We start from the raw sequence: 21,321 nt of genomic DNA, 5'->3' as shown, positions 1-21,321 counted from the left end.
CGTGAACATCTTGTTTACAACAAATCGTTGACAGACGTCTGGTCGAGGGTGCAGCATCGAGTGCATGCCCACCGACCCGTTCACCCCACCCAACCCCAGTCGTGATCGCGCGCACCGCGAGTATGCGGGTCTTTTCCGCATCGCCGAACGGCACGGGTCCACTCCGGAACAGCGTGCCCGCCAATCTCATCCGGAGATGCTGGAACCTCTCGGCGCCATCCGCGTGGTCGCCGCACTTGCAGGCGGTACCACGCCACCAGAACCCGGTGAACCCGACGTCGACGACGCCGACATCACCGCGGCGCTGAGCCTGATCCCCAAGGCCCGCGCGGAGATGGACCAACTCGAGGCCCTGTTCCTCGGAGTCGCTCGTCAGCGCGGGATGACCTGGCAGGCTATCGCATTCGGTCTCGGACTCGGCAGCACTCAGGCAGCCCGGCAGCGGTACGAACGCCTGGTCAGCCGGACATGACGCGGTGGTCTGGTTCCCGCTGCTTGGTGACGCCCTGCGCCCAGCGGTAGTCCGGCTTGCCGCTGGGCGTTCGCTGCACAGCCTCTTCCACCCACAGGAGCCGCGGAATCTTGTACCCGGCGAGACTTTGCCGCACGTGTTGCTCGAGTCCGTCGAAGTCGATTCCGGCACCACCGCGCGGCTGCACCACTGCGGAGACGCGATGCCCCCAGCGTTCGTCCGGCACACCGACGACGATGGCGTCGTACACGTCTCGGTACGCCTTCACCGCGCTCTCGACCTCTTCGGCGAACACCTTCTCACCGCCGGTGTTGATCACCATGTTGCCGCGCCCGAGGAGGGTGATCGAACCGTCCTCCTCGATGCGCGCACGGTCACCGGTGACCACGACGGGCTTGCCGTCGACCTCCCGGAATATCTCCCTCGTCTTCTCGGGATCGTTGTAGTAGCCGAGCGGGACGTAGCCGCCCTTGGCGAACCAGCCATCCTTGCCGGATCCGGGCTCGATGGGGCGATCGTCGTCACCGATCACCATGGCATACCGTCCGGCGGGTACCCGCGGGCCGCCTACTTGCTTCTGCCCCTTGGTCGCGAACCCGATTCCACCGAAACCGGTTTCGGAGGCGCCGATGGAATCCGACACCACGAGGTTCGGGAACTCCTCGAGAAACGCATCCTTGATCACCGGGGAGAACAACGCCGCACCCGACGCGACCACCGCAAGGCTCGACGTGTCGGTGCGCAAGGACTGACGAGCCTCGATCAGGGGACGCCCCATCGCATCTCCGGTGATGATGAGGATCTGCACCCGGTGTCGCTCCACCAGTTCCCAGGTCCGGTGCGGATCGAATTTCGACTCCACAAGCACGGTGTTGCCGCTGAACAGCGCGGTGAGGGTGGGCATCATCGCCGCGGCGTGAATGAGCGGCGGCAACGCGAACCACAACGTCGGCTCGCCCTCGGACCCCACCCGGGACTGCTGGTATTCGTCTTCGATGGCCTCACCGGTATAGAAGTCGAGGCCGCCGGCGAGCACTCGCCAGATGGACGCGTGCGTCCACACGACACCTTTCGGACGTCCCGTGGTGCCGCCGGTGTACATGGTGAACACATCGTCGTTGCTGCGCTCGCCGAAGTCCCTTCGGCTGCTGCCGGACAGCGCTTCCTCGTACGGCACCGAGTCGCTGTGCACCCCGGCGCCGCCGAGGTCGTCCTCGACGACCACGGTGTACCGGATCTTCGGCAGCGACGGCAGGACTTCGGCGATCCGCGGCGAGTAGATCCGATGATGGACGACGGCTTCCAAGTCGGCGTTGCCGTAGACGTAGGCGAGTTCGTCGCTGGTGTATCGGTAGTTGATATTGATGGGAACGGCCCGGATCTTGAACGCGGCCAGCAGCGTTTCCACCGTCTCGATCGAATTGTGCAGGTGCACACCAATATGGGAGCCGGCGGTCAGGCCTGCTTCGAGTAGGTTGTGCGCCAAGCGGTTGGCCCGGTCCTCGAGTTCGCGGTAGGTGATTCGCCGTCCAGCTGCAATCAGCGCAACCCGGTCCGGCATGGCGTCGACGGAGTGTTCGAAGAGGTCTGCAAGGTTGTACGCCATGGACTTGTCCTCTTTCAGACGACGGTGAGGGGTAGCGGTATGCCGCGGTCGGTGAAGGCGAAGTCGGCGCCCGTGCTGAACCGGGTGAGCGCCACCTCCGACGCCTCCTTCGCGGGCGCCTCCCCGGTGACGACTTCCACGGTGAGCGCCGTGTCCGTCTCCTCGATCACCCGTGCGAAGAAGCGCGGCGATACCCCGCGCAGCAGTGCGTCGAGCGGTTCCAGATGTGCGCCGTCGATCATCGAGGGCCAGGCACCGTCCGCGTCGGAACCGCCTGCACGCCGAATGGTGAGGAAGAGGCGATCGACGAGGGTGGTTGTGACCTCGACGTACTGGCGAGGATTGAACGCCGGATGGACGGCGAGCACCGCTGCGAGTCCCTCGAGGTCGCCAGGCAGACCGAGCGCGTTCCGGATTCGCTCGGAGGTGAGCCCGGCGATACCGGTGAATTGTCTGCGCGCAATGATCGTCGCCGACTCCTCGTCGGTACGCGACCGCACTGCCAACAGGAATCCGAGCGTGAGCAGGTGCTGTTGCAGGCACACTTCCTCGGCCATCCGGACGAGCGCCGAATGGGAGAAGTCGGAGAAACGCAGATCGCTCAGAAGCGCATCCGCGTAGTCGTGGCGGCCTGGCCCACGAGTGTCGATCGGCGACAATTCGACCGCCGCGGCCCTCGACCTGCCCAGCGTCAACAGGCCCTCGGGCACCGGCGGTGGGGTATGTGCGTCGTCGATGGTCACGGTCCACTTGCAGTGGGGAGTGCGATCCGCCGGGCGCCGGGGCGGACGGTGGACCGGTCGCACCTGCGCGTGCGGGTTGGTGGCCAGCGCGGTCGCGTCGAAGGTCGGGTCCTCGATGTCGTGGCACATGGACGTGACGTACTCGTCGCCCATCGGTTCGACGTCCATGAGGGCCCCGCAATGGTCCAGCCAGAACTCGCCGTGATCATGGTCGATCACGCGGTAGCGGAAATCCATGAACTGTGGGGGCGCGCCGATGTCCAGTTGCAGACCCTTGAAGATGGTCACGACGCCGTCACCCTCGAACGCCAGCGCGCGCTGCATCCGCTTGGTGTAGATCGGGCTCGCCGCCATCCACTCCTCGATCGCGACCTGCGTCATCCCTCCACGTCCGAACGCGCCGATCAGATGCGGCATGCCGGAGCGATCGATCAAATGACCACACAGCAGCAGTTCCGGCACCAGCACAGCGAGATCTTCACGGGACAGGTCCGCGAACGAGGTGGGAACCCGCACGGCACTCACCACAACGGAACCGGGGCCTGGCCCACCGGATACCACCCCGGAAGCCGGCCGGAGGTCGAGCGCGCGATCCGCGCGTTCATACCGTCGGACATCGCGTTGTTCGTGATCATCTCGAGGAACAGGGCGGAGACGTTGCCGAAGTCGAAGAAGTCACGCTGCCAGGACCATTGGAAGTTGCCGCCGTAGCGGAACCAGCTGCCACCGATCCCGTACACCTGGTAGTGGGTGCCGTCCTCTCGGGTGCGATCGGAGACCTGTTTCCAGAACCCGATGACGTCGCCGCTGCGGTCATCGATGACGACCTTCTGATAGGGGTACTCCCAGCCATCCAAACCCTCCATCTCCTGTCCGAGTGCGAGGTCTCGAATCTCGTCGCGCCCGACGGCCATGAAGTCGTCCTTGGGGCCGTAGTTCCATCCGTACGTCGCGTCCACGGTGTACATCTCGGCGAGCGGCTTCCAGTCACCGAGCGATTCGCAGCGCTTGTTCTCGTCTATCCACCGCTGCACCATCTCATCGAGCTCGGCGCGATCGAACTGCACTGCGGGGTCGATCCTTCGATCGAACTGCACTGCGGGGTCGATCCTTCGATCGAACTGTACCGCCGGGTCGATCCTTCGATCGAACTGTGACATCAGGAATCTCCTTCAGAAGTGTCGTTGTCTTCGACGATCCGCAAGGCCTGCGTGGGACAGAAGCGCACGGCGCTCTCCACACTCGCGCGCAGCGCCTCGGGCGGGGCGGTATCCACAATCTCGACCTGCCCGTGCTTCGGCACGGTGAACACCTCAGGTGCCTCGAGCTCACACATGGCGTGGCCCTGGCACAGATCGAGGTCGGCTTCGACTTTCATCACTTGCTGCGCTTCCGGTACCTCACCGCACAAGGCTGCTGCAGCTGAACCACCATCTTGCTGTGGTCGTTGCGATACGTCTCCGACGCCTGGGCCATCTCGAATTCCCAGTCCTGCAGGAGGATGGAGAAGATGGCTTTGAGCTGCATCAACGCGAATGCCGCACCGACGCAGCGGTGCCGGCCCGCACCGAACGGGATCCACGTCCACCGGTTGACGATGTCTTCCTGGTTCGGATCGATGTAGCGCTCGGGGTCGAACGCGTCCGGGTTCGGGAAATCCTCGGCCAAGCGGTTGGAGATCGCTGGTGTCGCGGCCACGAGGTCGCCCTGCGCGATCTGGTATCCGCCTACCTCGAAGTCGCCCTGCGCGACCCGCAGCAGGATGATCAGCGGCGGATGCAGTCGCAATGTTTCCTTCAGCACCGCCTCGAGTTTCGGGATCTGCCGCAGCGCCCCGAAGCTGATATCGGAGCCGTCGGCGTACAGATCGTCGAGCTCGCCCACAACTTGCTTCGCGTAGTCGGGGTGGCGAAGCAGTTCGATCAGCGTCCACGCCGCTGTGCCGGAGGTCGTGTGGTGGCCGGCAAACATCATCGAGATGAACATGCCCGTGATCTCGTCGGCACTGAACCGCTCGTTGCCGTTCTCGTCCTTGATCGAGACGAGGACGTCGAGCATGTCCCGGTCCTCCTTGCCCTGCGGAGGGTGGGCGATCCGGTCCGTCATGATGTCCTGGACGAGGGCGACCAGCTGCACCCGGGCCTCGTCCCGTCGCCGGAAGCTGTCGATATCTGCGTAGGGGTCGACGAACGCGATCGCGTCCGTTCCCTGCTCGAGTTCGTGGTAGAGCTGCGCGAAGCGACCGTCGAGTTGGTCCCGGAACTTCTTGCCGATGAGGCAGGCCGAGGACGTATAGATGGTGAGCTCCGCGAAGAACTCGAGGAGGTCGATCTCGCCCTCGTCGTCCCAGCGCGACACCATGCGATCGACCTCGTGGGCGATGGTGGCGGCGTGCCCCTTCATCTGCTCGCCGCGCAGAGCCTGGTTGTGCAGCATCTCCTTGCGTCGTTCGGGGCTGGCGTCGAACACGACACCTTCACCGAAGATCGGCTTCATGAACGGATAGGCCGCCTGCTGATCCAGGTCCTCGTCGCTCGAACGGAAGAAGAACTCGTTTGCTTCCGCCCCGGACAGCATGATGACGTTGCGGTCCACCAATTGGAAGGCGCCCACGTCGCCGCACTCCTCGCGCACCCGCCGCATCAGGGCGATGGGGTCGGTGCGCAGTTCCTCGAGGTGGCCGTGTTCGCGCTCTCCGCCGGAAACCCTCGGCGGCTGAGTCGGATTCATCAGGCATCCTTTCGCAGTGGCGCCTCGGGCTGGACCTCGATCAGCACCAGATGCGCTCCACGGGGCGCACTCACGGTGGCGACGACGGCATCAGCGATCGCGGACGCACGCAAGAAGTAGGAGTGGCGGGCGAAACCCCATCTCGCCCAGTCTTCGAGGACGGGTCCGATGACCTCCTCAGTGGTGTTCATACCCATGGCGGTCTGGGTGGGCCCGGGACGCACGATCGACGCACGGATACCGGTACCCTCCAGTTCCATCCGCATCTGCCTGCCCATCGCCTCGACGCCAGTTTTCGCGGCGTTGTAGGCGCCCATCCGCGGCCGTGGTGAGTCTGCGCAATCCGATCCGATCAGCACGAAATCACCGCGCTTGCGTTCGATCATCCCGGGGAGGATCCGATGCGCGAGTCGCTGCGCACCCACGAGGTGTACATCGACCTGCTTCAGGAACTGATCCGGATCCATCTCGTGGGCTGTGGAGAACTCGAGGTCCCCGGCGCCGGACAGCACGATCTCCGTCGAACCGAAGGTGCTCTCGGCCGCTGTCACGAAGTCGTTCACGGACGCCGTGTCCGTGACGTCGAGGAAGTGCGCGAAAGCCTCACCGCCGCTACTTCGGATCTTGTCGGCGATGGCCTCGCATTCCGCCACTCGCCGCGCCCCGAGTGCCACGGGATGACCGAGATCGGCAAGCGCATAGGCAGTGGCGGTACCGATCCCCGAAGAGGCACCGCTGATGATCGCAGGACGCCGCGGCGGATGGGGTTCGAACCTAGGCATGACGGACCTGCACTTTCAGTGGAAGCGAGGCGAAACCTCGAACGTTGGTCGAATGAACACGCACACAATTGGTTTCGTCCACCTCAAAGCCTTCGACCTTCTCGACCAGTTGTGTCAGAGCGATCTTCGCTTCGAGGCGGGCCATGTGCGCGCCCAGGCAGAAGTGTGTGCCGCCGCCGAAGCTGGCAAGTTTGTTGCTGGTGTCCCGGCCGATTCGGTACTCGTCGGCATCCTCGAAGACCGCCGGGTCGCGGTTCGCGGAACCGATGAGGATGAGCACCTTGTCACCCGCGGCAATGGTCGTGTCGCGGAAAGAGACGTCGACGGCCGCCGTGCGCGCCACCATCTGACTCGAGGTGTCGTAGCGGAGTGTCTCCTCCACCCATTCCGGCACCCGGCTCGGGTCGCCGAGGACCTTGCGCGCCTCGTCCGGAAACCGTGAGCCCCAGTACAGAGCATTGCCGAGCAGTTTCGTGGTGGTCTCGTTGCCCGCAACCACCATGAGGAACATGAAGGCGATGATCTCGTCGTCGGTGAGCCGGTCGCCATCGATCTCGGCCTCGAGCAAGGCCGAGGTCAGGTCGTCCGCGGACTTCTTGCGCCGCTCGGCGATCATGTCCGCGTAGTAGCCCACGAGATACAGCGACGCCTCCATGGCTGCCTGGGGAACGTCCAGGACCCCTTCCTCCCGATGCACCACCAGGTCGGCCAGTCGCCGCAATTCGGAACGGTCCGTTTCGGGGACACCCATCAGTTCCGAGATGACGTCCATGGGAAGCCTGCCCGCGAACTCCGAGATCCAGTCGAATTCCCCCGATGCCAGGGCCGGGTCGAGGTACTGCGTTGTCAATTCCTGTATGCGCCCGTGTAATTCATTGACTCGCCGCGGAGTGAATCCCCGGGAGACCAACTGGCGCATCCGCATGTGCCGCGGATCGTCGAGCGCCAGGAACGACATCGTCTTGTACGCCTTCGGTCCGTAGGCCGCCGGATCGAGCGACACGCCATTGGCACTCGACAGCCGCGTGTTGTCCCGAAACGCCGCAACGACGTCCTCGTGACGCGAAAGAGCCCAGAAATCGAGTTCCGGGTTGTAGTAGACCGGCGCCTCTTCCCTCAGTCGGCGATAGGTGACGTAGGGATCCTCGTGAAAGTCGTAATCGTAGGGATTGAACGTCACCGGATCGAGTGACGCTCCGGGGATCGACGCTGCGGTCATGTGCATTCACTCCAGGATCAGCTTGGCGGAAGTTTCCAGTCGATCTGCGAATTCGGTGTACGACCCGTAGCCCATGCCCGCGCGGACCAACCCACCCGCGTACAGGAGCTCCAGCGCCTCGAGTACGTCCGGATCCGGGTTGCTGCCGAGCGCGTCGGCGAGTCGCTGCCGGATCTCGATGCCGATCCGCGTGCGCAGGTGCTCGACATCGGGGTCACGGCCGAGCAATGCGCTGGTGACGGCGCCGGCCAACTCGGGTTCGTCGGCAACCAACAGTGCGATGTGCCGCAGCACGGCCACCACCCGTCCGGTCCGGTCGAGACCCGCGTCCGCCTCCTCGGGTGAAGCGGCGAGGCGGCGCCAGAACACCTCGGCGACGAGGTGCTCCTTGGAGGAGAAGTAGGTGTACGCCGTTGCCGGGGCGACGCCGGCGAGTCCGGCCACCGATCGAACGGTGAGACCGGCGAATCCCTCTGCCCGCAATACCTCGACTGCAGCCTTGGTCAGACGCTCGACAGTGTCTGCCTGCTTTTCGGTCAAACGGCGGCGGGTGGACTCGAAATTCATCTTACTGGACACGTGTCTGGACGCTACTACAGTTTGGTCGGTCTGGCAACGAAAAGCCCTGCACTTACTGCTCGCGCGGGTGAATACGCACGGGCATCTTCTTGATGCCGCTGATGAAATTCGACCGCAGCCGCGTTATGGGACCGGTCGGCTCCACGCGATCGATGCGGGCGGCCATCGTCTCGAACAGGATCCGCAATTCCAGCCGTGCCAGGTGCGCGCCGAGGCAGAAGTGGATTCCGCTACCTCCGAAGGCGACGTGCGGGTTGGGCGTCCGGGCAATGTCGAAACAGTACGGCGCGTCGAACACGTTCTCGTCACGATTGGCGCTCGGGTAATAGATGACCACCTTGTCGCCCGCGACAACCGGTTGATCGCCGATCATCGCGTCACGGGTGGCGGTGCGCCGGAAGTCCATCACCGGCGTGACCCACCGCAGGATCTCCTCGACCGCGGTCGCGGCAAGTTCCGGTTCGGCCTGCAACCGGCGCCACTGCTCGGGATGGTCGATGAAAGCTTGCATGCCACCCGCGGTGGCGTTGCGTGTCGTCTCGTTCCCCGCGACCACGAGGAGAACGAAGAACATGTTGAATTCCATCTCGGTGAGGGTGTCACCATTCTCGTCCGGCTGGACCAGCTTGGTGACGATGTCGTCGCGCGGTTCGATGCGGCGCTGGGCCGCTAATTCGTTGGCATACAGGAAGATCTCCATCGCCGCGAGCTCGCCGTCCGCCTGAGTGGTGGCGTACTCGGGATCGTCGAATCCGATCATCCGGTTGGACCAGTCGTAGAGTCTGTCGACGTCCGACGAGGGCGCGCCGAGGAGAGCCGCGATCACCTCGAGCGGCAAGGGGGCCGCGGCGCGGCGCACGAAATCGACCTCTCCCGCGTCGAGTAGGTCGTCGACTATCTGCGAGCAGATGTCCCGGATGTGCGCCTCGAGCGACTTGACCATGCGCGGCGTGAATCCTCGGCTGACCAACTGGCGCAACCGAGTGTGGTCCGGTGGATCCAGATTGACGAGCATGGCCGCTTGCTTCGCCCGGGTCTCCTCGTCGAAGTCGTCGATCTGCGTAGTGCCCACCGCGGAGGAAAACGTGGCGCTGTCCCGCGAGACGGCAACTACATCAGCATGTTTCGTCACGGCCCAATAACCGGTGCCACCCTCCTCGGGCTGCCAGTAGACGGGCTCGCTGTTACGCAGGCGGTCGAAGAATGCGTAGGGCACCCCCTCCGCGTAGAGGTCGGGGGATTTGAGATCAATCCGAGACGCGGTCATCACTGCTCCTCGATCGACTAAATGAATGTGATGTGCATCAAACTACACACTTTCATTTATTATGGAAGCCCTTATGCTGAACCCATGGCGAGAGGGCAGAAAGAACCGATCCGGCGTCGCACGCTGACGCGCGAGAAGGTCGTGGATGCGGCGATCGACATCATCGACGAGCTCGGGTGGGATCCCCTGTCGATGACGAGTCTCTCCGCTCGACTGGAGGTCGTCACCGCGTCGCTCTACAACCACGTCCGCAATCTCGACGACGTCCGCGGTGCTGTTCAGGTGCGCACCATGGCGGAACTCGGCGCGCACCTACGCGAGACCGCGATGGGTCGAACCGGTGTGGACGGCCTCCGGGCGCTCGTCGACGCGCACCGCGCCTGGGCGACCGAGCACCCGCATCGATACCGGACACTCACTACAAGCCCGGTCGACAGGGCCGCCTTCATCTCCGCGGCCCTTGACGCCAACACGGCACTGCGTACGATGCTGGCGTCGTGCGGCGTGCCGCCCGAAGACACTCTCGATGCCGCTGTCAGCATCTTCGCCGCCATGCACGGCTTCGTCATGCTGGTGAATACCGATTTCCTCGGCGACGAGCTGGACCTGGACTCGATCTACGAATCCGTGCTGCGGGGGGCTCTGTCCGGGGTGGGCTGCGTGGAGGAGACCAGTTCCGCCAGCTCGTCCAGGGACCACGGTGGCGCCGTGTCGTGGTCGCGGTAGGCGACGAACTTCGGCGTCTGCCGCTCGAATCGCCCTACGAAACAACCTGATCCGACGAAGACGCCTCCAGTGATCGCCGCGGCCCGATCGCTCGCCAGGTAGGCATAGAGCGCGGCGACGTACTCCGGTGGCGCAGGATGAAGCGAACCGTAGCGCGCCGCGTCGTCGAGCATGCCGCGCCGATGCAGCTCTTCGATGTGTTGCTCGTATTCTTCGCCGACGGACAGTCGAGTGCGCGCACCCGGACAGACGACGTTTGCGCGCACACCCGAGTCTGCGAGTTCGGCTGCGATTGCCAGAGTGAGACTGTTGACCGCACCTTTTGCCGCCGGATACCCCGTACCGCCGTAGTCGCCGAGGAACGCGAACGAACTCGTGTTCACGATGGCGCCGCGTCCCTGGGCAACCATCAGCGGAGCGATCACCCGGCAGGTGCGAAAAGTCGAGGTCAGGTGGGCGTCGATCAGTTCGCTCCACTGCTCGTCGGTGACGTTCAGGATGGACGACTGCGGAGGTTCCGCGATCCCCGCGCAGTTGATCAAGACGTCGACCGACCCGTACGCGCTCACCGCCGCATCCGCGAGCGCCTCCGCGAGACCCGGCACCGCGGCCGAGCCCGAAACCGCGATTGCCCGTCCGCCGGCATCGACGATTTCCTGTGCCACCGCGTCGGAGGCCTCCAGGTCGCGACCGTTGACCACCACGCCGGCACCCTCGGCCGCCAGCGCATGGGCAACCGATCGGCCGATTCCGCGACTCGATCCGGTCACCACCGCGCCGCGTCCTGCCAGGTGCTTTGCTCGGTGTGAGTTCATGTTTTCCACTTCCCGCGAGGCGTGTATTGCCATGAATCGGGCGCATCCAGTCATTGCGCCGAACAGATGTGCAAACTATAGTCCAGACATATGTCCAGTTTTTTGCTGGCTCCACTCTTCGGCCTGTCAGGCGATGCCCCTTACCCACACCGTCCGAATCTCCTACGACTCGTGACGACGACAACTCCCACACCATCCGATCGGGAAGTGACCCCATGACTCTGCGTCCCACCGACAGTTCCCCCCTGCTGATCGACGGCAAGCTCGTCCCGGGTTCCGGGGGCACCTTCGACGTGATCAACCCTGCCACTGAAGAGGTGCTGGGTGCCGCGGCCGATGCCACCCCCGCCGACATGGACGTGGCGATCGCTGCTGCGCGCCGAGCATTCGACGATACGACCTGGTCCCGCGACCACGCCTTCCGGGCGCGGTGCCTGCGGCAATTGCGCGACGCCCTGCTCGCCCACATCGAGGAATTCCGGGAGATCACGATCGCCGAGGTCGGCGCGCCGAGGTTCTTCACCAGCGGACCGCAGCTCGAGGGGCCCGTTGCCGATCTCGGATACTTCGCGGGCCTGGCGGACAGCTATTCCTGGGAACAGGACCTGGGTGAGTCGACGACGATGGGAATCAAGTCGCACAGGCGGGTCCTGAAGGAGGCAGTCGGTGTGGTGGGCGCCATCACGCCGTGGAACTTTCCTCATCAAATCAATTTCGCCAAACTCGGCCCCGCACTGGCCGCGGGAAACACCGTGGTGCTCAAGCCCGCTCCCGACACACCCTGGTGCGCGGCGCTCGTCGGCACACTGATCGCGCAGGAAACCGATTTCCCGCCCGGCGTGGTCAACATCGTGACGTCGAGCGACCACTCCCTCGGTGCGCAGCTGTCGACCGACCCCCGGGTGGACCTCGTGTCCTTCACCGGCTCGACCGAAACGGGTAAGGCCGTCATGACGGCCGCCGCCCAGACACTCAAAAAGGTGTTCCTCGAATTGGGCGGCAAGTCGGCCTTCATCGTGCTCGACGACGCCGACTTGGCGGGCGCCTGCGCGATGGCGGCATTCACCGTGAGCACCCACGCCGGGCAGGGCTGCGCGCTCACCACCCGGTTACTCGTTCCGCGCGAAAAGTACGACGAGGCAGTCGAGGCCACCGCGCGCACCCTCCGCGGTCTTCCTGCCGGTGACCCCGACGAACCCGGCACCATCTGCGGTCCGATCATCTCCGCACGCCAACGCGAGCGAGTCGAGGCGTATCTGCGTCTCGCGGTCGAGGAAGGCGGGACCATCGTGGTCGGCGGCAGACGCCCCGGCAACCACGAACGCGGCTTCTTCATCGAACCCACCCTCATCTCCGGACTCGACAACAGCGCGCGGGTGGCACGGGAAGAGATCTTCGGTCCCGTGCTCGTGATCATCCCCCACGACGGTGACGACGACGCCATTCGCATCGCCAACGACTCCCCCTATGGACTGTCCGGATCGATCTGGGGTACGGATCCCGCACGCGTGCAGCATGTGGTCGAGGCAGTGCGCACCGGCACGCTCGGCGTGAACGGCGGAATCTGGTACGCGGCCGATGCGCCGTTCGGCGGATACAAGCAATCCGGGATCGGCCGGGAAATGGGTGTCGCGGGCTTCGAGGAGTACCTCGAGACCAAGCTGGTCGCGGAACCGGCCCTGTAGTCCATCACCACACTTTCACCGCACTCAACTCAGGGAGACAAGACGATATGGGACGGTTCGACGGAAAGACATCCATCGTCACCGGCGCTGCTCAGGGCATCGGCGAAGGCTATGCCCGGGCGCTGGCAGCCGAGGGCGCCAACGTGGTGGTCGCGGATCTCAACGCGGAACTCGGCGAAACCGTGGCAAAACAGATCACCTCCGACGGCGGGACGGCAGTTTTCAAGGATGTCGACGTGTCCGACGAGGAGTCGGCGAAACAACTCGCCGAGTTCACCGTCGAGAAGTTCGGCGGCATCGACTATCTGGTCAACAACGCCGCCATTTACGGGGGCATGAAACTCGACCTCCTCATCACCGTGCCGTGGGACTACTACAAGAAGTTCATGAGCGTGAACTTCGACGGCGCCCTCAACGTGACCCGCGCGGTGTGGCCGCACATGAACAAGGGCGGCGGCGGGTCGATCGTCAACCAATCGTCCACGGCGGCTTGGTTGTACTCCGGCTTCTACGGGCTCGCGAAGGTCGGGATCAACGGCCTCACCCAGCAGCTCGCCCATGAGGTGGGTGGCATGAACATTCGGGTCAACGCCATCGCGCCCGGACCGATCGACACCGAAGCCACCCGCACCGTCACCCCGGGAAATATGGTGGCAGACATGGTCAAGACCCTGCCCCTCAAGCGCATGGGAACACCTGAAGATCTCGTCGGGGCGTGTTTGTTCCTGCTCTCCGACGAGGCGAGCTGGATCACCGGGCAGATCTTCAACGTCGACGGCGGACAGATTTTTCGGTCATGACCACGACCGAGCAGGTATCCGTCGGCTACATCGGCCTCGGCAACATGGGTGCGCCCATGGCAGAGCGGCTGCTGGACCGCCCCGGCGGACTCATCGTGTGCGACACCCGGCCCGAGGCGCTGGAACCGTTCGGCAAGGCGGGCGCGAAGGTGACGTCGAGTCCGCGGGAGGTGGCCGAGAACGCGGACGTTATCTCCGTGACCGTGCTGAACGACGAACAAGTGCGGGACGTCGTCGTCCAGATGCTGGAGGTGGCCCGGCCGGGCACCGTCGTGGCGGTGCATTCGACGATCAGCGACGTCACTGCCGTCGAATTGGCGCAGTTGTGCGGTGAGCAGGGCGTCGAACTGGTGGACGCCCCCGTGAGCGGCGGCGCCCCGGGCGCACACAAGGGCAAGCTCGCCGTGATGGTCGGCGCGAGTGACACGGCGTTCGAGAAGGTGCGGGAGCCGTTCGGGCACTGGGCGGAACTCGTCGTGCACGCGGGCGACGTGGGCGCGGGTACGCGCTTGAAGCTCGCCCGCAACCTGCTGCACTTCGTGTCCTTCACGGCCGCGGCCGAGGCGCTGCGACTCGCCGAGGCCGCCGGTCTCGACATCACCGAACTCGGGAAGGTCGTCCGGCACACCGACGCGATCACCGGTGGCGCCGGCGCGATCATGCTCCGCGACACCACCGCCGCCCTCGACGAGAACGACAACTGGTACCCGATCATGTCCCACGTCCGGGACCTCGGCGAGAAGGATCTTCTCCTGGCGATCGGCCTCGGCGAGCGCCTCGACGTCACCCTGCCGCTCGCCCGGATCGCCCTGACGGGACTGGGGCCGGGGCTGGGCGTGGACAGCACAGCGACGAAGGAGCAGCGATGACCGCCGACTGCGACGAAGGAGCAGCGATGCGTGACGACACCCGCACCCGCGGCCTGGCCATGATGGAGAAGGTCTATGGATTCGAGATGCAGGACGGTCCCGGCGCGCACTTCGCCGTTACCGCCGACCACCTCTTCGCCGACATCTGGGCGAGGCCCGGGCTCAGCATCCGCGACCGCAGGCTCCTCCTCCTCGGTGCGCTCACTGCGCAAGGACTGGTCGATGTCGCGGAGATCCAGGTGGGCGCCGCCCTGCACAACGAAGAACTCGACGAGGAGCAGTTGCGGGAGATCGCCCTGTTCCTGTGCCACTACGTGGGGTGGCCGTTGGGTACGAAACTCGACTCCATGATCGGTGGGGTGCTACACAAGCGGAAGAAGGCAGCCAGAGCGGCCGCCCCGGATGCAGAGGCCACATGAGCACCGAACACCTGACACGAGACCTTCTCCGACTCGCCGAGTCCACGCCCGGGTTCATGCCGGAGGACGAGGGCACCGCCCTCCACGCGGCCGCGATGCACTATCTGACTCCGGGCGGTACCGGCGTCGAGATCGGCACCTACTGCGGTCGCTCCACGATCTACCTCGGGGCGGCCGCGAAGGCCCGAGGCGCTCGGGTGGTCACCATCGACCACCATCACGGCTCCGAGGAACACCAGCCGGGCTGGGAATACCACGAACCGGCCTTCGTCGACCCCCACACCGGTGTGCTCGACACCGTCGGCCGGTTCCGCCACACCATGGCCGACTCGGGGCTCGAGGAATACGTCGTCGGGGTGCTCGGCCGCTCCTCCACGGTGGCAACATTCTGGCGCTCCCCCGTCGACTTCGTCTTCATCGACGGCGGACACACCTCGGAGGCCGCGAACGCCGACCTCGAGGGGTGGGCACCCTGGGTCGTCGGCGGCGGCGCACTCGTCATCCACGACGTGTTCCCGGACCCCGCGGACGGTGGACGGCCACCGTTCGAGATCTACGAACGTGCTCTGGCGACAGGTCAATTCAAGGAGACGTCCGTCACCGGTTCACTACGCGTTCTCGAACGGGTGGGCGGTCAGACCGGAGAACCGCTGGCGTGACAGTAGTCGCCGCACCGATCTGCACCGATCGGTAGTCCCACCGGCGCCGCCGCGTCCCGGAAGATTCCGTGTCCGGGCGTGGTGCGGGACAGTGCGTCCGCCGCGAGAATCATCGCTCCACCCGTCCACGTGGTCTGTTCGACCGGCCAGCGTTTGCCGTCGCTGTAGACGAGCCCGGTCCAGTACGAGCCGTCGGGATCACGCAGATGCTGCATGGCCGCGAACTGTTCGAGAGCGCGGGTGCGCTCGCCCATCGCGTCGAGGGCCAGCACCAGCTCGCACGTCTCGGCTCCGGTCACCCACGGCCGGTGGTCGACACACCGGATGCCCAGACCTTCGACGACGAAGTCGTCCCACCGCGACTCGATGCGCGCAGCCGCCGCCGCACCCCGCACGGCTCCCCCGAGGATGGGGTAATACCAGTCCATCGAGTATTCGTCTTTGAGCGCAAACGACTCCGGATGCTGCCGGATCGCGTGGCCGAGGGTGTATTTGGCGAACTCCCACTCCGGTTGGGGGTCGTCGACAAGTCGCGCCAGCGACAACCCGCACAGCAGGCTGTGGTGGATGCTGGAGTTGCCGGTCAGCAGCGCCTCGGGGCATGCTTCGCCGCCGATTCCTCGGGCCCAGCAAATTTCGCCACTCGGTTCCTGCAACTCCACGACGAAGTCGAGTCCTGCCCGCACCGAGGGCCACATGGACACGGCGAAGTCCCGGTTACCAGTGATCAGGTAGTGATGCCACACTCCGACCGCGAGATACGCGCAGAAGTTGCTGTCGGAGTCGGCATTATGGACCACACCGTCCCGGAACTCCATCGGCCACGAACCGTCGGGCCGCTGAGTGCGGCGCGACCACTCGTACGCGGCCTCCGCCTCCTCGCGCAACCCGGCAGCGCCCAGCGCCATGGCGGATTCGACGTGGTCCCACGGGTCGGTGTGACCACCTGTGAACCACGGCAACGCGCCCGACGATTCCTGGGCCGCGGCGATCGACTTCGCCGTCTGCAGTACCTGGCTCTCCGACAACACGTTCGGCACCGACGGAACGTCGGCCGCTCTCACCGCGGCGCCCTCACCGCGCTCGGCCGGTTCGGCTTCTCCAGATAGAACACCACGCTCTTGCCGACCACGGGGTTGAGTACCTTCTCCGCGGTGCGAGTGAGCCAGGGCGCTTTCATCATGTCCCACACCAGTACCTGGTGGTAGGCCTTGGTGAGGGGATTGTCGTTGTTCTCCACCCCCACCGCGCATTTGAGCCACCAGTACGGTGAATGCAGGGCGTGGGCATGATCGCGGCCCTGCACCTTCAACCCGGCCGCAGTGAGCTTGCCCGCCAACTCGTCGGCCCGATAGATCCGCACGTGCCCGCCTTCCACTTCGTGGTAGGCGTCGGACAGTGCCCAGCAGACCTTCTCCGGCAACCACCGCGGAACCGTCACTGCTGCAACACCACCGGGCTTGAGGATGCGCACCAACTCGGCAATGGCCCGATCGTCCTCGGGCACGTGCTCGAGAACCTCGGAGATGAGGACAGCGTCGAACGTGCCGTCCTCATAGGGCAGGTTCAGCGCGTCACCCACCTGAATACGCGCGTCGGCGCCCGCGGGCGCCTCCCCCACTTCGGCCATGGCCACGAACATCTTCTCGACGTCGGCCAGCTCGTCGGCGTTCTGGTCGAACGCGATGACGTCGGCCCCGCGCCGATACAGTTCGAACGAGTGCCGTCCGGCTCCCGCACCGATGTCGATCACCTTGTCGCCGGGCTTCACGCCCAGCCGGTCGAAGTCCACGGTCAGCACAGTCGTTCTCCTCCACGGGTCTGCTGGATGGCATCGGCATAAGTCTCCGCGGTCTTCGCCGCCACCGCAGACCAGCTGTAGCGCTCGAGCGCGCGGCGGCGGCCGCCATCGCCCAGCCTGACGCGCCGCTCCGGGTCGTCGAGCAGCGCGCCCAGCACGTCCGCCAGTTCCTGCGGATCGCCGGGCGTCACCAGGACACCGGCTTCTTCCTGAGTTCCCACGACCTCGGGGATGGCACCGGCGCGGCTCGCGACGAGCGGCGTTCCGCAGGCCATCGCTTCGACGGCGGGTAGGGAAAAGCCCTCGTACAGGGACGGGACACAGGCGACGTCTGCCGAGGCCAGCAGCGACGCCAATTCGGAGTCGTCGATGCCCGAGACCGTGCGCACCACGTCACCGATGGCGAGTTCGTCGATCAGTTTCTCGGTGACCCCGCCCGCCGCCAGTTTGGCGACGAGAACCAGCTCGACGGTGCGTTCGGTGTGCACCTTCGCAACGGCTTCGAGCAAGGTCGACACACCCTTGAGCGGCATGTCGGCGCTCGCGACACACACGATCCGCCCCGCGACCCGTGCATCGACGCGCGGCTGGAACACCTCGGTGTCCACGCCGAGCGGAATGGTCCGCAAATGAGCAGCGGGCACGTCGAACTCCGCGCTGATGTCGTCGGCCGAAGACTGCGACACCGTCACCAGCGCGGGAATCCGGCGTGCCACGCGCTTCTGCATGCTCAGGAAGCCGTACCAGCGCCGGACTGTGACCTTGCGCCACCACTTAGCGGCCGCCAGGTCGAGCGCGCGGTCGCGGGTGATCGGATGGTGAATGGTCGCGACGACGGGCAGGCCGGCCTTCTGTAGCTGGAGCAACCCGTAGCCGAGGCACTGATTGTCGTGCACGACGTCGAACTCGTCGGCGCGCTCGCGCAGCAGTCGCGCCGCACGCAAGCTGAATGTGAGCGGCTCGGGAAAGCCGGCCGTCCACATGGTGGCCACTTCCAGCACATCGATGCTGTCGCGGAACTCCCGCGGGTGCGGCGTTCTGAACGGATCGGGCTCGCGGTAGAGATCCAGACTCGGGACCTTGGTGAGGGTGACCCGGGGGTCGACATCCGGGTACGGCTGACCCGAGAACACCTCTACCTGGTGCCCGAGTTCGACCAGTTCACGGCTGAGATGACGGACGTACACACCTTGCCCCCCGCAGTGGGGCTTACTTCGATACGACAGGAGTGCGATGCGCACGGACTCCGACCTCTCCTCGAGCAGCAGACGGCAATACTAGAACACGTTCTCACACTTGAGTGTCCTCGTCCTATCCAACCGCACTACTCAGCGAAGCGCCGCCGACTCGCGCAAACCTTCGATCTTTCCGGCGAGTCGCCCGAGGTACGCGAGCACCTCCTCCTCGCTACGATCCGGAACTCCGTACACGACCTCACTGACGCCGAGGTCTCGCCACCGGTGCAATTTGTCGACATCCGGCTTCCCGTCGAGCACCACGATCCGCGGTTCTCCCGCCCTGCCCGCCTCACGCCACATTCGCTGAAGCGACCGGACACGATCGTCGATGTCCTGCTCGATCGGTGTGGTCATCCAGCCGTCGGCCGAACGCACGATCCACTTGAAGTTCTTCTCGTTGCCGGCCGCACCGACGACGACCGGAGGCACACGCGTCGGCTTGGGCCACGCCCAGCTCGGCCCGAAGGTGACGAACTCGCCGTCGTAGGAGGCTTCCTCCTGCGTCCACAGGGCGCGCATGGCCTCGAGGTACTCGCGCAGCATCGTGCGACGGCGGCCCGGCGGAACATGATGATCGGAAAGTTCATCCAGATTCCAGCCGTATCCGACACCGAGGACGACGCGGCCGCCGCTCAGATGGTCGAGCGAGGCGATCGTCTTGGCAAGCGTGATGGGGTCGTGCTCGACAGGCAGAGCCACCGAAGTCCCGAGCTCGATACGCTGGGTCACCGCGGCCGCCGACGCGAGCGCGACCCAGGGGTCCAGCGTGCGCATGTAGCGATCGTCCGGAAGCGAGGCGTCGCCCGTCTGCGGATGTGCCGCATCACGTTTGACCGGAATGTGCGTGTGCTCGGGCACGTAGAACGAGTCGAATCCATTGGCCTCGGCCCCCCGCGCGGCTGAGGCCGGTCCGATTCCGCGGTCACTGGTGAACAACGTAATACCGAACTTCACGAAATCTCCTAAGCCGGGAGGCATTTCCTTCTTGGAGAGTAACTTTTGGACACCTGTTTAGCAAGGTGTCCAAACAGTGTTCCGATCCGAGCGGCATCGGAACGAACGGGACGCTCGTCGGGTCTATCGCAACGAGCGTCCCGTTCGCACATCACGGATCAGGCGCCGTAGACCGGGACCGGGGTTTCGGCCTTGGCGAGCAGGTCCGCGACGACGGGGCCGATTTCCTTCGGCTCCCACCGCGCGCCCTTGTCCTGAGTGGGACCGTGACGCCACCCCTCGGCGACGGTGATCTTGCCGCCCTCGACCTCGAAGACACGTCCGGTGACGTCCTTGGACTCGGTGCTGCCCAGCCACACCACCAGAGGGGAGACATTCTCCGGGGCCATCGCATCGAACCCGTCCTCGGGCGCCGCCATCGCCTCGGCCATGGCCCCGCCGGCGCCGATGGTCATCCGGGTCCGGGCGGACGGGGCGATGGCATTGACGGTGACGCCGTAGTTCTTCAGTTCCGCCGCCGCCTGAATGGTCAACTCCGCGATACCCGCCTTCGCCGCCGCGTAGTTACCCTGCCCGATCGAACCCTGCAGTCCGGCACCGGAACTGGTGTTGATGATCCGGGCGTCCACGGCACGGCCCGCTTTCGCCTCACCGCGCCAATACGCGGCCGCGTGCCGCAGGGTGGCGAAATGACCTTTGAGGTGCACCCGCACCACGGCGTCCCATTCCTGCTCGCTCATCCCGACGAGCATGCGGTCGCGCAGGAAGCCGGCATTGTTCACCAGCACGTCGAGGCGGCCGAAGTGCTCCAGTGCAGCCTTGATCAGATTCTCCGCCCCGGCCCAGTCCGCGACATCGTCACCGTTGACGACGGCCTCGCCGCCGGCGGCCACAATCTCTGCGACGACCTGCTCGGCGGGACTCTCTCCCGTCGCCGAGCCGTCGAGTCCGGCGCCGATGTCGTTGACCACTACCTTGGCACCTTCCGCGGCGAAGGCCAGCGCGTGCGCGCGTCCGATACCGCGGCCGGCGCCCGTCACGATGACGACGCGACCGTCGACCAGTCCACTCATGTTCTCTCCTCATTGATATTCGCCGCTGCTCGCGGGGGGTTGATATTCGCCGCCACTCCGGCTGGATCGGGGTCTGCTGCTGACAGGAAGGCCGGGCGCTCGCCGCCGCCGTGCACGGTCAAGGTCGATCCGCTGACGTAGGCAGCCAGTGGTGAGGCCAGGAACACCGCACAGTTGCCGACATCCTCGGGGCAGGCCATGCGGCCGAGCGGGATCGTCTCCGCGACAGCCGCGAGCCCCGACTCACCGCCGTAGTGCAGATGTGCCTGCTCGGTGCGGACCATCCCGACGACGATCGAATTGACCCGCACCTTCGGCGCCCACTCCACCGCCAGACTGCGGCCGAGGTGATCGACACCAGCCTTGGCCGCCCCATAGGCAGCCGTACCGGGTGAGGGCCGTGAACCGCTGACGCTCGAGATGTTGACGATCGCGCCGCCTGAATCCTGGTTTTGCATCACCGCGTTGGCCACCTGCGACACCAGCAAGGGCGCGAGCAGGTTCAGTTCGACGATCTTGGAGTGGTACTTCGGGCTGGCCTCCGCAGCGAGTGCGTAGGGCGCACCTCCCGCATTGTTGACCAGAACGTCGAGGCGGCCGTGCCGTTCGACGATCCGATCGACCATGCCCTGTACCTGCTCCGGGTCGCGGATGTCGCAGGCGATGAACTCCGCGACGCGACCGTCCGCTTCGACCGGGCCGTCCGCCGGCCTCCGCGCACAGGTCACGACCGTGGCGCCCGCGCGCAGGAAGGTGCGGCTGATGCCTGCACCTACTCCGCGAACGCCGCCGGTCACGAGCACCACCGTTCTGTCCATAGTGAAACGCGTTTCCATCGTGCTACCCTACCAAGCAATTGCTTGGTGCAGTAGCGAGGCCGCTCA

Annotated in this window: 23 protein-coding genes; 7 read left to right on the top strand and 16 right to left on the bottom strand. The window is 65.4% G+C overall.

The annotated features are described in order from the left end of the window. The first annotated feature begins 64 nt into the window (after positions 1 to 64). Entirely contained in the window at positions 65 to 472 is a 408-nt protein-coding gene (locus GFS60_RS04860; protein WP_159919270.1) for a DNA-binding protein, read from the top strand. Here the strand turns inward: GFS60_RS04860 and GFS60_RS04855 are convergent. From GFS60_RS04855 to GFS60_RS04815, 9 genes are all read right to left on the bottom strand, one after another. Continuing rightward, positions 459 to 2,078 (bottom strand): acyl-CoA synthetase, encoded by a 1,620-nt coding sequence (locus tag GFS60_RS04855; RefSeq protein ID WP_159919268.1) that lies wholly within the window; start codon positions 2,076 to 2,078, stop codon positions 459 to 461. The two genes, GFS60_RS04860 and GFS60_RS04855, sit on opposite strands and share 14 nt — an antisense overlap. 14 nt (positions 2,079 to 2,092) lie before the next feature. Then, the gene (locus GFS60_RS04850) at positions 2,093 to 3,349 is read right to left on the bottom strand and encodes a hypothetical protein (protein WP_159919266.1); all 1,257 of its coding nucleotides are present in this window, start codon (positions 3,347 to 3,349) and stop codon (positions 2,093 to 2,095) included. Continuing rightward, positions 3,343 to 3,858, bottom strand: a complete 516-nt coding sequence (locus GFS60_RS04845) for a nuclear transport factor 2 family protein (RefSeq protein ID WP_159926879.1) — start codon at positions 3,856 to 3,858, stop codon at positions 3,343 to 3,345. The genes GFS60_RS04850 and GFS60_RS04845 overlap by 7 nt, the downstream gene beginning before the upstream one ends. A gap of 122 nt (positions 3,859 to 3,980) precedes the next feature. Then, positions 3,981 to 4,199 carry a ferredoxin gene (locus GFS60_RS04840; RefSeq protein WP_159919264.1) on the bottom strand — a complete coding sequence of 73 codons (219 nt, stop codon included), beginning with the start codon at positions 4,197 to 4,199 and terminating at the stop codon, positions 3,981 to 3,983. Beyond that, positions 4,199 to 5,551 (bottom strand): cytochrome P450, encoded by a 1,353-nt coding sequence (locus GFS60_RS04835; RefSeq protein ID WP_159919262.1) that lies wholly within the window; start codon positions 5,549 to 5,551, stop codon positions 4,199 to 4,201. The genes GFS60_RS04840 and GFS60_RS04835 overlap by 1 nt, the downstream gene beginning before the upstream one ends. Further along, the gene (locus GFS60_RS04830) at positions 5,551 to 6,333 is read right to left on the bottom strand and encodes an SDR family oxidoreductase (protein ID WP_159919260.1); all 783 of its coding nucleotides are present in this window, start codon (positions 6,331 to 6,333) and stop codon (positions 5,551 to 5,553) included. Before GFS60_RS04830 ends, GFS60_RS04835 begins: the two co-directional genes overlap by 1 nt. Next, a complete protein-coding gene (locus GFS60_RS04825) occupies positions 6,326 to 7,552 on the bottom strand; it encodes a cytochrome P450 (protein ID WP_159919259.1) in 1,227 nt (408 codons plus the stop codon). The genes GFS60_RS04830 and GFS60_RS04825 overlap by 8 nt, the downstream gene beginning before the upstream one ends. 6 nt (positions 7,553 to 7,558) lie before the next feature. Further along, positions 7,559 to 8,119, bottom strand: coding sequence for a TetR/AcrR family transcriptional regulator (locus GFS60_RS04820; RefSeq protein ID WP_159926877.1), 561 nt, complete (start codon positions 8,117 to 8,119; stop codon positions 7,559 to 7,561). A gap of 64 nt (positions 8,120 to 8,183) precedes the next feature. Next, entirely contained in the window at positions 8,184 to 9,398 is a 1,215-nt protein-coding gene (locus tag GFS60_RS04815) for a cytochrome P450 (RefSeq protein WP_159919258.1), read from the bottom strand. Between the two features lie 84 nt (positions 9,399 to 9,482). Here GFS60_RS04815 and GFS60_RS04810 point away from each other — a divergent pair, with 84 nt between their 5' ends. Continuing rightward, on the top strand, positions 9,483 to 10,124 hold the full coding sequence (locus GFS60_RS04810) for a TetR/AcrR family transcriptional regulator (protein WP_236603374.1): 642 nt from the start codon (positions 9,483 to 9,485) through the stop codon (positions 10,122 to 10,124). Here the strand turns inward: GFS60_RS04810 and GFS60_RS04805 are convergent. Beyond that, the gene (locus GFS60_RS04805) at positions 10,016 to 10,939 is read right to left on the bottom strand and encodes an SDR family NAD(P)-dependent oxidoreductase (protein ID WP_159919257.1); all 924 of its coding nucleotides are present in this window, start codon (positions 10,937 to 10,939) and stop codon (positions 10,016 to 10,018) included. The two genes, GFS60_RS04810 and GFS60_RS04805, sit on opposite strands and share 109 nt — an antisense overlap. Positions 10,940 to 11,154: 215 nt before the next feature. Here GFS60_RS04805 and GFS60_RS04800 point away from each other — a divergent pair, with 215 nt between their 5' ends. The 5 genes from GFS60_RS04800 to GFS60_RS04780 are packed head-to-tail and all read left to right on the top strand — an operon-like array spanning position 11,155 to position 15,371. Beyond that, a complete protein-coding gene (locus GFS60_RS04800; protein WP_159919256.1) occupies positions 11,155 to 12,624 on the top strand; it encodes an aldehyde dehydrogenase in 1,470 nt (489 codons plus the stop codon). A gap of 47 nt (positions 12,625 to 12,671) precedes the next feature. Next, on the top strand, positions 12,672 to 13,424 hold the full coding sequence (locus GFS60_RS04795) for an SDR family oxidoreductase (RefSeq protein ID WP_159919255.1): 753 nt from the start codon (positions 12,672 to 12,674) through the stop codon (positions 13,422 to 13,424). Then, positions 13,421 to 14,293, top strand: a complete 873-nt coding sequence (locus tag GFS60_RS04790) for an NAD(P)-dependent oxidoreductase (RefSeq protein WP_159919254.1) — start codon at positions 13,421 to 13,423, stop codon at positions 14,291 to 14,293. The genes GFS60_RS04795 and GFS60_RS04790 overlap by 4 nt, the downstream gene beginning before the upstream one ends. Before the next feature lie 26 nt (positions 14,294 to 14,319). Continuing rightward, positions 14,320 to 14,712 carry a carboxymuconolactone decarboxylase family protein gene (locus tag GFS60_RS04785; protein ID WP_159926875.1) on the top strand — a complete coding sequence of 131 codons (393 nt, stop codon included), beginning with the start codon at positions 14,320 to 14,322 and terminating at the stop codon, positions 14,710 to 14,712. Next, positions 14,709 to 15,371: a class I SAM-dependent methyltransferase gene (locus GFS60_RS04780; RefSeq protein WP_159919253.1), complete on the top strand. Its 663-nt coding sequence runs from the start codon at positions 14,709 to 14,711 to the stop codon at positions 15,369 to 15,371. Before GFS60_RS04785 ends, GFS60_RS04780 begins: the two co-directional genes overlap by 4 nt. On the opposite strand, the gene GFS60_RS04775 is transcribed toward GFS60_RS04780, so the two are convergent. The 6 genes from GFS60_RS04775 to GFS60_RS04750 form a co-directional block, all read right to left on the bottom strand. Beyond that, positions 15,347 to 16,435, bottom strand: a complete 1,089-nt coding sequence (locus tag GFS60_RS04775) for a prenyltransferase (protein ID WP_159919251.1) — start codon at positions 16,433 to 16,435, stop codon at positions 15,347 to 15,349. The two genes, GFS60_RS04780 and GFS60_RS04775, sit on opposite strands and share 25 nt — an antisense overlap. Next, positions 16,432 to 17,172, bottom strand: a complete 741-nt coding sequence (locus GFS60_RS04770) for a class I SAM-dependent methyltransferase (protein ID WP_159919249.1) — start codon at positions 17,170 to 17,172, stop codon at positions 16,432 to 16,434. Before GFS60_RS04770 ends, GFS60_RS04775 begins: the two co-directional genes overlap by 4 nt. Continuing rightward, entirely contained in the window at positions 17,166 to 18,413 is a 1,248-nt protein-coding gene (locus GFS60_RS04765; RefSeq protein ID WP_159919247.1) for a glycosyltransferase family 4 protein, read from the bottom strand. Before GFS60_RS04765 ends, GFS60_RS04770 begins: the two co-directional genes overlap by 7 nt. 87 nt (positions 18,414 to 18,500) lie before the next feature. Then, positions 18,501 to 19,388, bottom strand: coding sequence for an LLM class F420-dependent oxidoreductase (locus GFS60_RS04760; RefSeq protein WP_397509768.1), 888 nt, complete (start codon positions 19,386 to 19,388; stop codon positions 18,501 to 18,503). A 134-nt stretch (positions 19,389 to 19,522) separates the two neighbouring features. Further along, on the bottom strand, positions 19,523 to 20,437 hold the full coding sequence (locus GFS60_RS04755; protein WP_159919243.1) for an SDR family oxidoreductase: 915 nt from the start codon (positions 20,435 to 20,437) through the stop codon (positions 19,523 to 19,525). Next, positions 20,434 to 21,273 carry an SDR family oxidoreductase gene (locus GFS60_RS04750; protein ID WP_159919241.1) on the bottom strand — a complete coding sequence of 280 codons (840 nt, stop codon included), beginning with the start codon at positions 21,271 to 21,273 and terminating at the stop codon, positions 20,434 to 20,436. The genes GFS60_RS04755 and GFS60_RS04750 overlap by 4 nt, the downstream gene beginning before the upstream one ends. Between the last annotated feature and the right edge of the window lie 48 nt (positions 21,274 to 21,321).

The organism is Rhodococcus sp. WAY2, assembly GCF_009859915.1.
GTDB lineage: Bacteria > Actinomycetota > Actinomycetes > Mycobacteriales > Mycobacteriaceae > Rhodococcus_F > Rhodococcus_F oxybenzonivorans.
This window is presented reverse-complemented; position numbering and strand designations above follow the sequence as displayed.

Coding starts and splice junctions, on each gene's coding strand:
- GFS60_RS04805 (WP_159919257.1), bottom strand. CDS start 10,939: ATGAACTCACACCGAGCAAAGCACCTGGCAGGACGCGGCGCGGTGGTG.
- GFS60_RS04830 (WP_159919260.1), bottom strand. CDS start 6,333: ATGCCTAGGTTCGAACCCCATCCGCCGCGGCGTCCTGCGATCATCAGC.
- GFS60_RS04760 (WP_397509768.1), bottom strand. CDS start 19,388: ATGCCTCCCGGCTTAGGAGATTTCGTGAAGTTCGGTATTACGTTGTTC.
- GFS60_RS04845 (WP_159926879.1), bottom strand. CDS start 3,858: ATGGTGCAGCGGTGGATAGACGAGAACAAGCGCTGCGAATCGCTCGGT.
- GFS60_RS04785 (WP_159926875.1), top strand. CDS start 14,320: ATGCGTGACGACACCCGCACCCGCGGCCTGGCCATGATGGAGAAGGTC.
- GFS60_RS04835 (WP_159919262.1), bottom strand. CDS start 5,551: ATGAATCCGACTCAGCCGCCGAGGGTTTCCGGCGGAGAGCGCGAACAC.
- GFS60_RS04820 (WP_159926877.1), bottom strand. CDS start 8,119: ATGAATTTCGAGTCCACCCGCCGCCGTTTGACCGAAAAGCAGGCAGAC.
- GFS60_RS04790 (WP_159919254.1), top strand. CDS start 13,421: ATGACCACGACCGAGCAGGTATCCGTCGGCTACATCGGCCTCGGCAAC.
- GFS60_RS04800 (WP_159919256.1), top strand. CDS start 11,155: ATGACTCTGCGTCCCACCGACAGTTCCCCCCTGCTGATCGACGGCAAG.
- GFS60_RS04750 (WP_159919241.1), bottom strand. CDS start 21,273: ATGGAAACGCGTTTCACTATGGACAGAACGGTGGTGCTCGTGACCGGC.
- GFS60_RS04780 (WP_159919253.1), top strand. CDS start 14,709: ATGAGCACCGAACACCTGACACGAGACCTTCTCCGACTCGCCGAGTCC.
- GFS60_RS04795 (WP_159919255.1), top strand. CDS start 12,672: ATGGGACGGTTCGACGGAAAGACATCCATCGTCACCGGCGCTGCTCAG.
- GFS60_RS04860 (WP_159919270.1), top strand. CDS start 65: ATGCCCACCGACCCGTTCACCCCACCCAACCCCAGTCGTGATCGCGCG.
- GFS60_RS04855 (WP_159919268.1), bottom strand. CDS start 2,078: ATGGCGTACAACCTTGCAGACCTCTTCGAACACTCCGTCGACGCCATG.
- GFS60_RS04840 (WP_159919264.1), bottom strand. CDS start 4,199: ATGAAAGTCGAAGCCGACCTCGATCTGTGCCAGGGCCACGCCATGTGT.
- GFS60_RS04825 (WP_159919259.1), bottom strand. CDS start 7,552: ATGACCGCAGCGTCGATCCCCGGAGCGTCACTCGATCCGGTGACGTTC.
- GFS60_RS04810 (WP_236603374.1), top strand. CDS start 9,483: ATGGCGAGAGGGCAGAAAGAACCGATCCGGCGTCGCACGCTGACGCGC.
- GFS60_RS04755 (WP_159919243.1), bottom strand. CDS start 20,437: ATGAGTGGACTGGTCGACGGTCGCGTCGTCATCGTGACGGGCGCCGGC.
- GFS60_RS04815 (WP_159919258.1), bottom strand. CDS start 9,398: ATGACCGCGTCTCGGATTGATCTCAAATCCCCCGACCTCTACGCGGAG.